Below are 16,901 nucleotides of genomic sequence, written 5' to 3'. Positions count from 1 at the left end.
GCGCTGACCTCCTTAACCCCTGCATATAAATAGTATAAAAAACAATAAGTTCTGCACAATGTTTCATTTATGTTTAACAATTGTAAATGAATACGTATGCATAGCATTGCTCCCTTTTTATACAAAGCAGTAGTATTTGGTATTCCATAAGAGGCATTTTTGGGTGTGGTAGTCCTAAAAATGTCGATAATAAACAAGGATGGGACACCAATGAAAAGATTCAAACCCAGCACCATAATGGCGGCGCTTATAAGCAGTGGAGTTGCCTTTAGCGCTTTTCCTCTTTATGCACAAGAGTCACCTGACACCCAAACAGACGAAGTTGAACGACCACAGGAAGATACCTTAGAGCGTATCGAAGTGCGTGGTTTCAGCACTAGCTTGATTCAATCACTTAATCAAAAACGATTCTCCGACACAGTCTCTGAACAGATATCTGCGGACGACCTTGGCGGGCTTCCTGATGTATCTATGGCAGATGCACTCACTCGTTTGCCGGGTATCTCTGCTGTAAGAACTGGAGGACAAGCTGCCCAGATTAACATTCGTGGTTTATCAGGTGACTTCGTGTTTTCTACACTAAACGGAAGAGAACAAGTATCCACCAGCGGAAGTCGCGCCATTGAGTTTGACCAATATCCGTCTGAACTAATTAGTGAGGCAGCGGTTTATAAATCACCCAAGGCGTCGCTTATTGAAGGCGGTATTGCGGGTACGGTAGAACTGAAAACAGCATCACCACTGGCTATTGAAGAGCAGCATAAGTTTAGCGCCAACATGCGCGGTATGTACAACGATAGAGCATCAGAGATAAGCGATGCTACTGAATATGGTCACAGACTGAGCTTTTCCTATCAAGGTAAGTTTTTAGACGATACGTTAGGTGTGTCTTTGGGGTATGCCCGTCTATTCCAACCAAGCGTTTCTACGCAATTTATTGGTTTGGCGTATAACGGTCAGGCAGATGTTGATGGTCTAGAAGGGGATACGGATGGGCCAGCAGATTGCCCAAATTGTGAGCTTATCTCTGAAGGCTTTGAAATGCAGCACAAAGGCGGGGAAGAAACCCGCGACGGTTACGTGGCTGCGTTCGAGTGGGCGCCCATCGATACCTTTACATTAAAAGCTGATGCCTTTATTTCTAAATTTGATTCTGAAGCATTTGCCCGTGGTTTTCGCGTAAAGTTAGGCGGCATTAACGCTGGCATCACCAATCCCGTAGTGGTGAATAATAATGTCATCGGCGGTACTTTTTCACGCACAGACAATAGCTTTACCCGTGTTGAACTCGTTAACGACGACAATCAAGATTTCGACAGTGTAACCAACTTAGGTATTAATGCCAGTTGGGAAATATCACCCGATTTAGCGGTTCAGTTTGATGTATCCCGTTCAAGTGCCGAAAGTGACTTTAGAAACGGTTTGTTATGGTCGCTTGTAGGCGAAGACGCGACAGTAACCAACCCAGTTTTTGATGAAAACGTTCAAATATCGTATTTGCTGAACGGGTTAAATCTGCCTGATATCGGTTTTAATCAAACAGATGCCTTTACTGACTTAGACCGGGTCATGGTGAGTAAGTACGGTATTTATCCGTTTGAAAATAAAGATGAGCTAGATGCATATCGTGTCGACTTCCAGTATTACGTAGACGTACCCATCATTTCTGGTTTCGAATTTGGCTATCGTTATTCAGACCGGGAGTACAACAACGATCGCTCAGTCTTTGAGTACGGAAACGACAGTGCATTTTCAGTGAGCGAGCCGCCGCTTCGGCTAACGTCTGACATGGTCGAGCAAGTTGACTGGAGTGGTGACTTTAGCTACTTCCCAAGTTATCTTTCTGTTGATCTAGACAGTGCACTTAATGCATGGTTTCCAAGCGGTAGGCCTCAGCCTGTTCAAACATGGGGTCCGGGCGCAGCTGGCGTTATTAACGGGCCTGGTACAGGGCCCGCTACAGCATGGACACTGCAAGAAAGCGGAGATGTATTTGAAACGGTAAACTCGGCCTACTTAATGGCTAAGATAAATACCGAAATAGGCAATGTTCCTGTTACGGGAAATGTGGGTGTTCGTTACGTTAAAAGTAAACAGAGCTCAACAACGCTGCAGCGTGCTACCCAGCTAATTCAAGATCTAGAAACAGGCACATCAGTTGAAGTTAGCGACCCTAACGCAGGTGCGCAAAACATTACAGACGATGTTGGGCTTATCAACAATTTTTATCGACCAGCCTTGATAAGCCATGAGTATTCAGACGTACTTCCTTCTATCAATCTAAACTTTAAGCTGACTGATGACACACAGCTTCGCGTTGCAGCAGCAAAAGTAATGGGTAGAGCGCCAATTAACCGTTTTGCGGCAAATGCATCTACTACCATTGAAACGGTTACTGCTTTCCAAGACAGAGATTCAGGTGAAATTACTTTATCGAACCCTACCGCAAGAGTTAGTGGTAATGCCCGTAATAGTCCGTACTTAGAACCGTTTTACGCCACGCAATACGACGTGTCTTGGGAATATTACTTTTCAGATACAGAAGGTGCTTTGGTTATCGCTGGTTTCTACAAAGACATTGAGTCGTTTGTAGAAGACATTGAAATAGAGCCTTATGATTTTGAGGCAAACGGCATTGTTATTCCTGACAACGTTAGCGTTCCGGTATACCTAACCCCTGAGTTTAACGGCCAAGAGGCTGAGCTTGCTCGCGATGAGAACGGCGATCCTATTTTCGTAACCGTTCCTACGGAAAATGGTAGCTACAGTACGGCAGTAAACAACGCTGAGGGCGGTTACATCAGAGGCCTTGAAGTTGCTTATACCCAAATATACAGCATGCTGCCTGGTTTGTGGTCAGGGTTAGGGGTTAGCGCTAGCTATTCTTACACCGAAAGCGAAATTCAGCGCACTCTGGGCGACGGCGTTTACGCAGCAAATTTACCTGGCCTTTCTGAGAACGTAGCGACGCTAACAGTTTTCTGGGAATACGAAGGTTTTGAAACCCGCTTGTCTAGTCGATATCGCGATGCGTTTGTTTCGCAACAGGTAGCAGTAAACGACCAAGTAGTTAACTTTGATGAAGAGTTGGTAATAGATTACCAAGCGTCTTATGAAATTAACGACAATTGGAGTGTACTGTTTCAGGTTAATAATCTAACCGACGAGCCAACTAAGAGCTATTTCGCCTCAGAAGAACAAACCGGCACCATTCAGTACTTTGGCACCCAATATTACCTTGGGATGACATACCAACTATGAAAAACAACATCCTAGGCAATTTATTTAGCGACTCGAAGGAACATTCGGTTGCCAACAATAGCGAAAATATTCAGGAGAATTCTATGTTTACTAAAAAGAGAGTAGTGCGCGCAGCGTTACTTTTAGTAGGCGCTTATACACTTGCAGGATGCGGAGGTTCGGGCGTAGAGTCTGGAACAAACGATTTACTTACCTGTGATGTGCCAAATGTTCCAAACGCAGCAGGAACGGCCTGCGAGCCACCACCGCCTATTCAATGTGACGCGCCATTAGTACCTAACGAAGCAAACGACGCATGTGAAGCTGGCGCCGATCCGAGTCTCCCTGCGCCTGTATTTACCCCGTCATCTAATCAAGCGGTGTTATATTACAATCGCGCTGCGGTAGACGCGGATAATTCTAGTAACGACGCTGCCTACGAAGGTTGGAGGTTACATACTTGGAACAACGACGAGTGCGACGCTTATGCCGACGCCGATACGGATTGGGCAAACGGTCGTATTCATAGCGGCATCGATCCAAATTATGGTGCGTACTGGATCTTAGACCTTAAAGACGATTACGGAAGCTGTCATAACTTCATCATACACAAAGGTACTGATGATGCTGGAAAAGAAATGGGAGGTGGTGACTTCCAAGCCTCGCTTTTACAGGATGATGAAACCTTTGTGCGTATGAACTTTACGCTTTCTGGTGAACCAACGATCTTTGAATTTCCAATTATGTCTCTAGGCCCACAGCCGGTTGATATAGAGGGCTTTGGTGCTCATTGGTTAGATGCGAATACGATTTTATGGGACGTTCCAGAAACCGTTTCGCAAGTGAAACTTCACTACTCAGCACAGGCTGATTTAGAGAGCACGCTAGAAGAGGGTATCAACGGTACTGAATTACCTCTAATGAGTACAACGCTTACCGAAGATCAATCTGCGCGCGCCCCTCACTTGTCTGCCATGCAGGCATGGGAAGGCGAATGGTCAGTTGAAGACGCAAAAACCGTACTCACAACCCAGGCCGTTGTTGGTGGATATGATGCTGATGGCACACTTGTCGCCGCAACAGGTATCCAATTAGCTAATGCTATTGATGCCCTGTACACCTTAGGGGAAGACGATGCTGATGAAGCTCAACTTGGCGGAATCTACACTGACGCAGGTATAATTGCTGCACTGTGGGCACCTACTGCTTCAAATGTTGACCTTTTACTTTATAACGATAACAAGACATTAAACCAACGTATTGAAATGGTTCGTGACGATACCTCAGGTGTTTGGCGCCATGAAGGTGATATGTCGCTTGACCGTCAGCTTTACCGTTATGAAGTTACTGTTTATCACCCGATTACGGGCAAAGTAGAGACACTGCTTGTAACAGACCCATATTCTGTATCACTAAGCACAAACGGCCGTTTCTCGCGCTTTGTAAATCTAGCGGATGATGATTTAAAACCTGAAGGGTGGGATTCTCACACCATCCCTACGGTTGAAAATTACGAAGACGCAGTTATTTACGAAGGCCACATTCGTGATTTTAGTGTACGTGATATGTCGACTTCTGAAGAAAATCGAGGTAAATACCTTGCCTTCACGGAAGAAGGTACAGCGCCGGTCGAACACCTTAAAAAGCTAGTTGAGGCAGGGCTTACCTACTTCCATATCCTTCCAGCGAATGACATCGCAACCATTGACGAAGATTCTACTAAGACCGTTGATTTGTACGATACGGTAGGCAAATTGTGTCGCTTAAACAGCGGTGCGGCAGTGTGTGAAGAAGAAAGCGCAAACGCATTGCTAATCGATGTTTACAATTCTTATGATCCACTATCTGAAGCGGGCAAGGCACAACAGCTTACTAATGATTTGCGGAATCTGGATACGTTCAACTGGGGCTATGACCCTCATCACTTCAACGCGCCGGAAGGAAGTTATGCGTCTAGTGCAGAAGGTGTTGAACGCATAGTAGAAATGCGCGCAATGATTCAGGCTCTTCATGAGATGGGACTTCGTGTTGCACTTGATGTGGTTTACAACCACACCAATGCATCGGGTGTCTTCAGCAAGTCTGTTTTGGACAAAGCAGTTCCGGGTTATTACCACCGTTACGAAGTGGACACTGGCGCGATAGTGCGTGAAACGTGCTGTGATGACACCGAGCCACGCAATGTCATGATGGAAAAATTCATGGAAGATTCACTGCTTATGTGGACTGAACACTATAAGTATGACTCTTTCCGTTTCGATATTATGAGCCAAGCCACAAAAGACACCATGGTGCGCTTGCGTGATGCTGTTCATTCTATTGACGAAGACAATTACTTTTATGGTGAAGGCTGGACCAAAATAGACCGCGGTTATGAGCAGGCGAGTCAGTTGAATATGGCCGGTACTGAGATTGGAACCTACAACGATCGCATTCGTGAAGCAATTCGCCAGGGCGCCATTTTCAGACCAGAAGATGACGGGCTGTTAAGTGCACAAGACCGTGTGAAAATGGGCATGATTGGCACGTTGAAAGACTATGTTTTAGAAACGTCTTCAGGCAGTGCTGGTGCAACAAGTAACTTGGGTGGCTATGCTGAAGACCCAGCAGATATCATTAACTACGTGTCAAAGCATGATAATGAAACCTTGTGGGACCAATTAAACTATACGCTTCCGCAAGATATCACCCTAGAGCAGCGGGTTCGTGCACAAAACGTAGCTATGGGTATCAACCTTGTATCTCAAGGCATTCCATTTTTACAAATGGGCGGCGACATGCTTCGTTCTAAATCAATGGACAGAAATACCTACGACTCTGGTGACTGGTTTAACTATGTAGACTTCACATACGAGACCAACAACTGGAATGTAGGATTACCGCTAGAACAGGACAATGAAGCTCGTTGGGAAGAAATGGGTGAGTTTATTTATAGTCCGAACCGCGCTGCGTCGATGGCAGATATCATGTTCGCCTCAGACGTGTTTGCAGAGTTGCTAAACATTCGTATGACAAGTCCATTGTTTAGATTGACCACCGCTGAAGACATTGTCGATCGTATTGGTTTCCACAATATCGGTGAGCGCCAGCAGCGAGGCCTCATTGCGATGAGCATTGATGACGGCATTTCTGACAACAGCGAAGAGCCGCGTCAAGACTTAGACACGATGAATGATGCGGTAATGGTACTGGTAAACTCGGGTTACGAAGAGAAATCTATCACGGTTAACACAGCAACTGGCTTTTCCCTTCACGCTACCCAAATGAACTCAGTTGATGCTGCGGTACGCGGAGCAAGCTTTGTTGAGGGCGAAGAGGGTAACGGTACCTTTACCGTTCCTGCGCTTACCATTGCCGTGTTTGTTAAACCACAATCTGGCGCCCAAGGTTATGGTCTTTCAGCGTTTGCTACGTCCGGGGCACCTGACGTTGTCCCTTACGGTGACACCATTGCTTACCTTCGTGGAGACATGAATGGTTGGTCTACTAATGACGCGTTTACGTATCAGGGTGATGGTAAATACACGGTTACTGCTGTGCTAGAAGGCGGTGTAACTTATGGGTTCAAGTTCGCGTCTGAAGATTGGAGTACCGTTAACTTTGGCGCTGCAGATGGCGAAGGAGGTGCGGTAATTGCGGGTGAAGAAAAGGTTCTTGCGCGCACTAATACCAATCTTTCATTTACGCCAGCAACGAGCGCAACATATTTGTTCACTGTTGATGCGTCTGACAGTGAAGCGCCGATCTTAATGATTGAGAACGAGGAGCCCTTCGTTGGTACACCTGTGTATCTTCGTGGTGCAATGAACGGTTGGGGGACAGACGAGGAGTTCACTTATCAAGGTGGTCGTATCTATACCTTTGCTCGAGATATTGAGCCTGGTACGTATGAGTTCAAAGTTGCATCTGAAGAATGGAGTACAGTAAATTTTGGTGCTATGTCTGCCGATGATGCCGATCGTAATTTAGCGCCAGGTCAAACTCTTGGGTTGGCTGCGACTAACGATAACCTTGTTCTAAACATTGAAACTGCTGATCGCTATGTGTTTGTGTTCAATGTGACTGACTTGGACGCCCCTACCATTGGTGTATTTAAAGAAGCGTTTTGGGGAGACACCCAAGTTTATATCCGCGGTGGTATGAACGGTTGGAGCGCAGTAGATATGTTTGAATACCAAGGAGAAGGTGTTTACACAGCTAACATTGAGTTGAGCGCAGGTAGCATCGAGTTCAAAGTTGCCTCTGAAGATTGGTCGACGGTAAACCTGGGTAATCCTAATGATGCCGCGAGTAACATTGTAACGCCTGGAGAACCTAAAATACTTGGAGCAAGCAATAACAATCTTATGATTGAAATTCCAGAATCAGGCCTTTATGAGTTCATGGTCTCAGGGCCTGATGGTAATGCTCCCACGTTAACGGTTACCAGAAAATAATCGTCTAAAGTAACACAACGTCGGTTTCTACTAACCGATTTAATAAAAACCGCGACCTGGTTCGCGGTTTTTTTTACAGCGCCTAATTTTTTGGCATATCTCTTGATTCTTTGAAAGTGTATGGCGTATAAATGTGGTCGTACCAGATGGTTGGCGTATTTCGTAAGGAGATGAAAACATGAAAAAGGCATTAGTAGTAGAAGGTGGTGCGATGCGGGGAATTTTTGCTGCTGGGGTGCTCGATAAGCTCATGGAACATGATTATCACCCTTTCGATTTTACACTCGGGGTCTCAGCAGGAGCGACTAATCTTTCTACCTATGTGTCGAAAATGCATGGGCTAAGTAAGACAATCATTACTCAATACGCAACAAAACGTGAATTCTTTAGTCCGCTTCGTTTCATCAAAGGCGGCCATATGACAGATGTCCATTGGTTGTGGCACCATTCAAAGCAATCGATGAATATTCCCGCTCCCGGTGAAAAGAGCAGTATGCCGCTTTATGTGGGAATAACAAATGCTGAGACAGGTGAGTGCGAATATATTCAAGCTACCAAAGATAACGTAGATGATCTTATGGTGGCCTCGTGTGCACTACCTACTGCATACAGAGACGAAATTTCAATAAATGGCGTTCGCTATTTAGATGGTGGTGTGGCTGATGCGATCCCCGCAATTCAAGCATATAAGATGGGGGCGAGGGATATTACTGTGATCCTTTCTCAGCCTCTAGGCTTCACCAAACCCGAAGTAAAGTCCGTTTGGTTAATGCAGAAAATGTATGGAAACCAGCCTGCCATACTAGACAAGATGCTTCAGCGAGCCACCATCTACAACGAAACCCTCGATTTTCTGAATAATCCACCTGAAGATTGTAAGGTTCGCGTGATTGCACCCGATGAAGCGTTCTGTGTAAAGCGCTTAACAATGGATAAGAAAAAGCTACTAAGAGGTTATGGTCAAGGAAGGCGAATGGCTAGACGCTATCTTAAAGCCGTTAAAAATACAATTGACGCCAACACCCGTAAATCTGCATAACGATAATTCAATAGAAGCATATGCGTGTGTGTATGCTTTTCGCAACATCTGCGCCTATAGTTAGAAATAAAAGAGACAGCTCTGACTGTGGTCTAGAAAATATAACGATTACAGCAGTTTACTGTGTTACAAATAGGCAACACTTTAATGGCTTGGGCCTTATCACTTTCTCCTTCTTTTTAAAAAATACTAACTGTAAAAAAGTTAATAAACGTTAAGTGTATTGATAATTTTCAATCTCTGAGAAGTATCATTGTTATTCTCCGTTCTTAACTAGCTGAAATATCATAACTTTCACTTTTTTCTATGATGTATCTGTAAACTTTGCAGGTAATGTGCAATATTTTCACGGTTATGGTGCACAAATTGCTACCATTTATTTGTCGATAGTTATACAACATAATACGCAAAAAGCTAAAGCGCATATCAGAAACGGTAAATAAGAGTTCACATATACTAAAAAAAGATAAAAGTAAAATCGGCGCTATTTGTCTAAAACTTGCGGCTTTTTGAATGCAAAACAAGATGTTTTGATTGAATAAAAAATAGTCGGCAACGAAAAATCTTACATTGAAATGTATATTAATTAATACTTAAGGCTATTTTTTGGTTTCGCATATAGCAGCTACTTGTCGTTCGTGTCAGTATCCGAAAATAGAAAAAAACAAATAAAAATAAAACGTGAATATAGCAAAACAAAAAATTTCAATCGGGCTTGTAAACCCAAAAAATCCGGTAAATGTCGCTTCGATATTGCGCGCGGCGGGCTGCTATGGTGTCGCCAGTGTTTTTTACACTGGTGAGCGTTATCGTTTTGCGAAAGACTTCAATGCGGACACAAAAGCGTTCCACAAGGTTATTCCTACTGTGGGCGTAGATTGCCTGCGTGATGTTGTACCTGAAGGTGCGTCAGTAGTAGCGGTTGAATTAGTCGAAGGCGCAACACCTTTACCTTCGTTTAATCACCCAGAAAATGCATTTTACTTGCTCGGTCCAGAAGACGGAAGTATTGGCGAAGACGTGCTGTCATGGTGCGACCATGTTGTATATGTGCCAACTTATTCCTGTATGAACTTGGCGGCAACAGCCAATGTCTTGCTTTATGACCGACTAGCAAAGTCTGAATATATAAGCGGGGATGCGCTTATCAGACAGAGTAGAGATACCAATAATAAAACAAAAATTAGATAGACGTTAACCAAAGGCTGTCGTTGCGACCAGGAAGTTACCCACAGGCCTAATAATAATATCCAATATCAGGGGAGCTTTGTGTTGAAAACAAGAGCAATGAACACGGTTCGTGCTTTAAATAGCACCGTGTCAGATAAACTGAGACAACTGCCACGTCAGTTTACACGATTATTAACTCGTCCACTTTCACTTGAAGAAAGCATTTCCAATTTCTTCTTTAGCCGTTATGAACTCGTGATTGCTAACGAAGAGAATGAGAAGCAGGTAAGTTATAAAACCCGTCATAAAGTGTATTGTGAAGAAATGAAGTTTGAGAAACAAAATGCGACGGCGCTAGAAAAAGATAAGTACGATGATCGTGCCATTAATTGTTATATAAAGCACAGGCCTACAGGAGAGTGTGCTGGCACGATTAGATTAGTTTTACCTACGGAGGCTGGGCTTTCACTTCCTCTTGAAGAGAAATGTGCTGAAGCGTTTGAAAACGGAGCGTTGTTACCCTCTAATCTCGACCCTCAGACGGTATGTGAGATATCAAGGCTAGCTATCCCACGAGAGTTCAGAGTGCGTCAAATGCGTACAAAAATTTTGCCTGCTGAAAAGCTAGAAAAAATTAAACAGAAAAAAAGCACGCCCTTTAACGTAGAGCATTTTCCTTACCTTTCCATCGCACTTTACTTAATGGCAACGAGTGTTTGCCAACACCTTGATGTTAAGCATGCTTACGTACTTATGGAGCCGAAACTTGCCAGAAGGATGAAAGCTTTCGGGATTAACTTTAATCCAGTAGGGGATGCCGTAGATTTCAAGGGCAAACGTGTTCCATACAGAGTGGCACCTTCTGTCCTGATAACTGAATTAGCCAAACCACTGCAAGGTTTTTACGAAGCCATACACAAAGGGCTTCATGCTAAGCTCCAGGCTATTAGTGAGGTATCAACGCCAACTGTTCACACAGTACAACATACGCAAAAACCTCTGCGTATAGCGCAAGCTGCCTAGTGCGCTGTTGACGTTAGTTCAAACGGGCCGCCCTTACAGGCGGCTTTTTTATGTTTGAATACGTATGCATGTTTTTTAACATACATTTAACGCGTATCCTGTTGGCATTGCTTATTTTTTACAGTGAATACTATGCCAAATACAAAGTTGGGTTTTTGTCTTAAGCCTTTGTCCGTTGCTATACTTTCATTAGGTTTAGTTGCGTGTTCTGGGCCGTCATCTTCTGTAGGTAGTCAGAAGGTTGAGGGCAAACAGAATCAGTCTTTAACATCAAGTCAAAGTCGTGATATGTCACCGGTTACAGATAACATTGACAGGCAAGGTAAGCCCGTTGTTTACCAAGTTTTTACTCGATTATTTGGAAATACAAATTCAAATAACGAACCTTGGGGCACGATTGAAAAAAATGGCGTAGGCAAATTTAGTGATTTCACGCCACAAGCACTCAGCGCCATAAAGTCCTTGGGCACAAGCCATATTTGGTATACCGGTGTGCCACACCATGCAGTTATTAATGACTACACAAACTACGGCATATCAAACGATGACCCTGATGTTGTAAAAGGCCGCGCGGGTTCTCCCTATGCAGTTAAAGATTATTACAACGTAAATCCAGATCTTGCCGATAACCCTAAAAAACGATTAGAAGAGTTCGAAGCGTTAATTGAAAGGACGCATGCTGCGGGAATGAAAGTAATCATAGACATTGTGCCTAACCATGTTGCCCGTGATTACCACTCGCTCTCAGCGCCAGAAGGTGTGAGCGATTTTGGCGCTAACGATGACACTAATGTGGAATATGCCCGAGACAACAACTTCTACTATGTAGTGGGCGAGGCTTTTCAGGTGCCCAAAGCTGAAGGTTACCAACCCTTGGGCGGTGAAATTCATCCATTATCTGATGGTAAGTTCGATGAGTATCCAGCTAAGTGGACGGGCAATGGCGCTCGTGCGGCCCAGCCAGATATAAATGACTGGTATGAAACAGTTAAGGTAAATTATGGTGTTAAGCCAGACGGCACTTATGATTTCCCGGTTTTGCCTGATGAATACAGCAAAAAAACGTACGAAGAGCACGCAGCGTTTTGGGACGGTAAAGATCTCCCTGACTCGTGGTACAAATTCAGAGATATCGCTCACTATTGGATTGATAAGGGCGTTGACGGCTTCCGTTACGATATGGCGGAAATGGTTCCAGTAGAGTTTTGGTCTTTTTTAAATAGCAGCATTAAGCAGAGGACGCCTGATGCGTTTTTGCTGGCAGAAGTTTACCAGCCAGATAAATATCGCGCTTATATCCAAAAAGGAAAAATGGATTACCTTTACGATAAAGTAGGCTTCTACGATACATTGAAAGCTATCATGCAGGGCAAGGGCGAAGTCAGCGACCTGGTTGCTGTTCATAAGGAAATCAGTGATATTGCGCCACATATGCTGCACTTTTTGGAAAACCACGACGAACAACGTATTGCTAGCCCTGACTTTACTGGAAGTGCTGAAAAAGGTAAGCCAGCGCTTGCGGTGAGTGCGCTAATCAGTAGTTCACCTACACTTCTTTATTTTGGTCAGGACGTGGGCGAAGACGGTAGCGAAGAAACAGGGTTTGGCGACCCAACACGCACATCAATTTTTGATTACGTGGGTGTTCCTGCCCATCAGCGTTTTATGAACGGTGGCAAATTTGATGGCGGGAAGTCGACCGAAAGTGAAAAAGAGTTGCATAACTTCTACAAAGACGTGATGACTATTGCTGCCACTCATCCGGCAATTACAGGTAAATATCAGAGCCTTCATGCGCTGAATTTAGACGTAAGCAACTCAACCTATTCTGAAAAGCAGTTTGCGTTCGCACGAGTTAAAGATGAGCATGGGTTATTGGTAATTTCTAATTTCGATGAAAATCCTACCGGTTTAATTAACCTCATTGTTCCCTCAGATTTTGTTGGTGGTAGAGATGAAAGTAGTGAGGTTAAAGCCTTACTTTCCCATGACGCTCTAAACTTAGAAAAAGATGGCGTTAACTATCAAACAACATTGTCATTAGATGGATTAGAAACCAAGGTTTTTGCCTTCTAAATTTTCCCTTATTTACTGACACAGTAATTAAGGACTTGCTTAAACTTTGTATACGCGTGGCACCATATATTTTTCTATGGAGTCTCGTGAATACGTATGCAGACCATTGGTCAGTCAGCGCTAGCAAGGTAGTATCTCCCCATTACTTTATCTTTAACGTATTTTTAACATCGGTGTTAATGTGTTCAAAACTAACCGCCTAAGCAATGCTATCCACCTAAAGCGTAAGAACCCACTTTTACTGTTTGTAGGCTGTGCCTTGTCACTTCACACAGTCTCTGTTTTTGCATCACAGCAGGAACATATTAACGTCTATCCGCCTAACTGGTGGGTAGGTATGCAGCATCCTGAAGTAGAGCTGATGATTGCAGGAGAGGATGTAGCCGACGACAAGGTTTCTGTTGCCAAAGGTAGTGTGAGAATAACAAAGTCAACGGCACTTGATAGCGATAATTACCTGTTCGTTACATTAGATACTTCAGCTGCAAAAGCGCAAGAGCTTGTAATGACGTTAACCGATGATGACGGTAGCAAACGAGATATTCGTTACACATTGAAAATGCGTAAAGATGCGTCCGCGGAAAGAAAAGGATTTGGCCCAGAAGACGCCATTTACTTAATTACGCCAGACCGCTTTGCCAATGGTAACCTAAACAATGACAACGTAGATGGTTATAAAGACAAGGCTGACAGGTCATTCAAAGGAGGCCGTCATGGTGGCGATATTAAAGGAATCGCAGAAAATATCGACTATATAAAAGAGATGGGTTTTACCCAGATATGGACGATGCCAATGCTTGAAAATGCCATGGAGAAATACAGTTATCATGGCTATTCGACAACAGATTACTACAACATCGATCCACGCTTCGGCTCTAATCAAGAATTTATCGCGCTTAGTCAGAAAGCCAACGAGCATGGGATTGGGGTGATCATGGACATGGTGCTCAATCACATAGGAAGCAATCACGCTTGGATGGAAGATATGCCCTCATCTGATTGGATAAACAACAACGGCAAGTTCGTAGGCACTACACACAAAAGGGAGTCTCTTCACGACCCGCATGCTATAGAAAGCGATATAAAGGGCTTTAGTGACGGTTGGTTTGTGCCCACCATGCCCGATTTGAACCAGCGCAATCCGCACCTGGCTAACTACCTTATTCAAAATGCCATTTGGTGGGTGGAAACAGCAAATCTAAGCGGTATTCGCGTAGATACTTATTCGTACCCTGATAAAGCGTTTTTAAGTCAGTGGACTAATCGAATCATGGACGAGTATCCGAAATTCAATATTGTGGGAGAAGAGTGGTCAGTAAACACTGCCATTACAGCCTATTGGCAAGCGGGAAGTCAGCGCCACGACAACTATGACAGTGCGCTGCCGTCTGTTATGGATTTCCCTTTGCAGGCCGCAGTGGTTGAGGCACTGAATAACGATGAAAGCTGGAACTCTGGCTTTATAAGCGTGTACGAAACGTTAGCGAGCGATTTCTTATACGGCGACCCAAATAATCTTGTTATTTTTCCAGACAACCATGACATGAGCAGGATCTATACTCAGCTTGGGCATGATAAAGAAAAATGGAATATGGCAATGACGCTGTTGCTCACCACCCGTGGTATTCCGCAGGTATTCTATGGAACCGAAATTTTAATGGGCAACGAGGGAAGCGACGATCACGGCATCATTCGTTCTGATTTCCCGGGCGGGTGGCCATCAGACAGTGAAAAGAATGCCTTTACTGGTAAAGGGCTTTCGGATGACGAACGTTGGGCACAAGAGCGTATTAAAGCCCTATTAGGACTTCGTCAATCTCATCCTGAATTATTTAAAGGCGAGTTGAAACACTATGCGCCTGTTGACGGTGTTTACACTTATTTTCGCGTAGCGAGTGAATCAACTGATTCTCTAGCCGGATTTCCAGCCAACTCATCAGCCAAAAAGCTTATGGTTGTGCTTAATAAGCAGCCTGTAAATTTGAAATTAACAAAGTACGCAAAGATGTTCGGTGCCAATGCTTCATTAAGACGTGTAAGTGACGGTGTAATCTTCAAAGCGTCTGATACCATAAGCCTTTCGGCAATGTCGGCAAATGTTTTCATTGTGCAATAGCCGTATTAATCAAATAAAACTATAAAAAGAGCAACATATGCAAACAACTCAACCACGCCTTTCTTTTTGGCAAATATGGAACGTCAGCTTTGGCTTTCTGGGTGTTCAATTTGGGTTTGCACTGCAAAATGCAAACGTCAGTCGTATCCTGTCCGACTTGGGAGCAGACCTTCATTCTCTATCTTTATTTTGGCTTGTAGCGCCAATCATGGGGTTGATAGTACAACCTATCGTAGGGTCGGCATCCGATAGAACATGGAATCGGCTTGGTCGACGCCGACCGTTTATCTTAGCCGGCGCTATTGCAGCCGTGCTCGGCATGATCTTGTTGCCAAACGCCCCCATTTTTGTTGCATTTTTAGCGCCTATGCTGATGGGCGCATTGATGGTTGCACTTATGGATGCGTCGTTTAACGTTTGCTTTCAACCGTTTCGTTCGCTGGTATCGGACATGGTTCCGCCTTCACAACGCAACGTTGGCTATTCAATTCAGTCGCTACTCATCAACATTGGTGCGGTGATAGGCTCTATACTGCCATTTGTGCTAACCAATGTAGTTGGTTTAGAAAATACTGCGCAAATGGGCGAAGTTGCGCCTTCTGTAGTGTGGGCTTTTTATATCGGTGCCACTGTGCTGCTTGGTACGGTAATTTGGACGGTAGTTCGTACAAAAGAGTACGCACCAGAGGAATACAATCGTTACAAAGGGCTCACTGATGAGGAGCCAGTGCACGAAAAAACGTCCAAAGCGCCGCTAGGTCAGCGTTTAAGCGAATTTTTCCGTCTGGTGAGGGATATGCCAAAAACCATGAAGCAGCTTGCAGTTGTGCAGTTTTTCTCTTGGTTTGCACTTTTTATTATGTGGGTTTATACCACGCCTGCCATTACACAGCACATTTGGAATGTAGATAAGCAGTGGTTTGATCCAGCTTATATTGCTGCTGCCCCTATGGTTCCTGAAACCATTATCATGGCCAAAGGTGCTGCTGGCGACTGGGTTGGGATCTTGTTCGCCGCATATTCGGTGTTTGCGGCTATCTTTTCTATATTTCTTGCCAAATTGGCTGATAAGTTCGGTCGAAAAACGGTGTATGCCAGTTCATTAGCCCTAGGCGGCCTTAGCTATGTAAGCTTCTTACTATTCCAAGACCTGACAATGGTGAACGTAAACTTATTAATCACTGAAGTTACAGTGCCTTTAGGCGCGGTAAAATTACTTATTCCTATGATAGGTGTGGGTATTGCGTGGGCAGCGATCCTCGCTATGCCTTACGCCATGTTAGCGGGTGCATTGCCTGCTAATAAAACCGGTGTGTATATGGGAATTTTTAATTTTACCGTTGCTGCGCCACAAATTGTGTCGGGTTTGACAGCGGGCTGGATTCTAAGCAGCGTATTTGATAACGATGCTAAATACATCATCGTTGTAGCGGGCGTTTCCATGTTGATTGGCGCTGCGTCAGTATTCTTTGTAAAGGAAGCTGACAAACAAGAACTTGAAGCCGCACAAGGAGCTTAATTATGTCTTTTAATCGCACTGCAGTTGCTTTAACTGTTGCCGGAATATTTTGTACGGCGTGCACGAGCACATCGGCCCCCAAGATTGGCAGTACTGAAAATACCGACAATTTCGACGTTGTGGGTACGAGTAACCCGTTCGCGAGTGAAGCGGTTTATTTTGTAGTTACCGATAGATTTGTTGACGGTGACCCTAACAATAACCATGAAAGTCAGGGGGGGGAACACCCTACGTGGCAACTGCCGCTTGAGGGCCCTGATGACAAAAAAGCCTATGTAGGCT

General features: G+C 44.3%; 8 protein-coding genes and 1 pseudogene. All 9 read left to right on the top strand.

Going from position 1 to position 16,901, the window contains the following annotated elements:
• Positions 1 to 210: 210 nt before the first annotated feature.
• Entirely contained in the window at positions 211 to 3,261 is a 3,051-nt protein-coding gene (locus GVO62_RS17340; RefSeq protein ID WP_159120322.1) for a TonB-dependent receptor, read from the top strand.
• Between the two features lie 83 nt (positions 3,262 to 3,344).
• Entirely contained in the window at positions 3,345 to 7,676 is a 4,332-nt protein-coding gene (locus GVO62_RS17335) for an alpha-1,6-glucosidase domain-containing protein (RefSeq protein WP_159120321.1), read from the top strand.
• A gap of 178 nt (positions 7,677 to 7,854) precedes the next feature.
• Positions 7,855 to 8,715: a patatin-like phospholipase family protein gene (locus GVO62_RS17330; RefSeq protein ID WP_159120320.1), complete on the top strand. Its 861-nt coding sequence runs from the start codon at positions 7,855 to 7,857 to the stop codon at positions 8,713 to 8,715.
• Positions 8,716 to 9,396: 681 nt separating this feature from the next.
• Positions 9,397 to 9,906, top strand: a complete 510-nt coding sequence (locus GVO62_RS17325; protein WP_105931255.1) for an RNA methyltransferase — start codon at positions 9,397 to 9,399, stop codon at positions 9,904 to 9,906.
• A 78-nt stretch (positions 9,907 to 9,984) separates the two neighbouring features.
• On the top strand, positions 9,985 to 10,908 hold the full coding sequence (locus GVO62_RS17320) for a PEP-CTERM/exosortase system-associated acyltransferase (RefSeq protein ID WP_236547220.1): 924 nt from the start codon (positions 9,985 to 9,987) through the stop codon (positions 10,906 to 10,908).
• A 132-nt stretch (positions 10,909 to 11,040) separates the two neighbouring features.
• On the top strand, positions 11,041 to 12,984 hold the full coding sequence (locus GVO62_RS17315) for an alpha-amylase family protein (protein WP_159120319.1): 1,944 nt from the start codon (positions 11,041 to 11,043) through the stop codon (positions 12,982 to 12,984).
• Between the two features lie 181 nt (positions 12,985 to 13,165).
• Entirely contained in the window at positions 13,166 to 15,100 is a 1,935-nt protein-coding gene (locus GVO62_RS17310; RefSeq protein ID WP_159120318.1) for a glycoside hydrolase family 13 protein, read from the top strand.
• Positions 15,101 to 15,137: 37 nt separating this feature from the next.
• Positions 15,138 to 16,619 (top strand): MFS transporter, encoded by a 1,482-nt coding sequence (locus GVO62_RS17305; RefSeq protein WP_159120317.1) that lies wholly within the window; start codon positions 15,138 to 15,140, stop codon positions 16,617 to 16,619.
• A 2-nt stretch (positions 16,620 to 16,621) separates the two neighbouring features.
• Positions 16,622 to 16,901, top strand: a pseudogene (locus tag GVO62_RS17300) (alpha-amylase family glycosyl hydrolase); the annotation flags it as partial.

Origin of the sequence: Alteromonas sp. KUL150, assembly GCF_009811475.1 — a bacterium.
GTDB classification, from domain to species: domain Bacteria; phylum Pseudomonadota; class Gammaproteobacteria; order Enterobacterales; family Alteromonadaceae; genus Alteromonas; species Alteromonas gracilis.
Note: the sequence above shows the minus strand (reverse complement) of the source record. Positions and strands in the feature narration are given on the sequence as shown.

Bases quoted from the DNA above. Each gene is read 5' to 3' on its own strand.
- GVO62_RS17305 (WP_159120317.1), top strand. From the start codon at position 15,138: ATGCAAACAACTCAACCACGCCTTTCTTTTTGGCAAATATGGAACGTC.
- GVO62_RS17315 (WP_159120319.1), top strand. From the start codon at position 11,041: ATGCCAAATACAAAGTTGGGTTTTTGTCTTAAGCCTTTGTCCGTTGCT.
- GVO62_RS17330 (WP_159120320.1), top strand. From the start codon at position 7,855: ATGAAAAAGGCATTAGTAGTAGAAGGTGGTGCGATGCGGGGAATTTTT.
- GVO62_RS17335 (WP_159120321.1), top strand. From the start codon at position 3,345: ATGTTTACTAAAAAGAGAGTAGTGCGCGCAGCGTTACTTTTAGTAGGC.
- GVO62_RS17340 (WP_159120322.1), top strand. From the start codon at position 211: ATGAAAAGATTCAAACCCAGCACCATAATGGCGGCGCTTATAAGCAGT.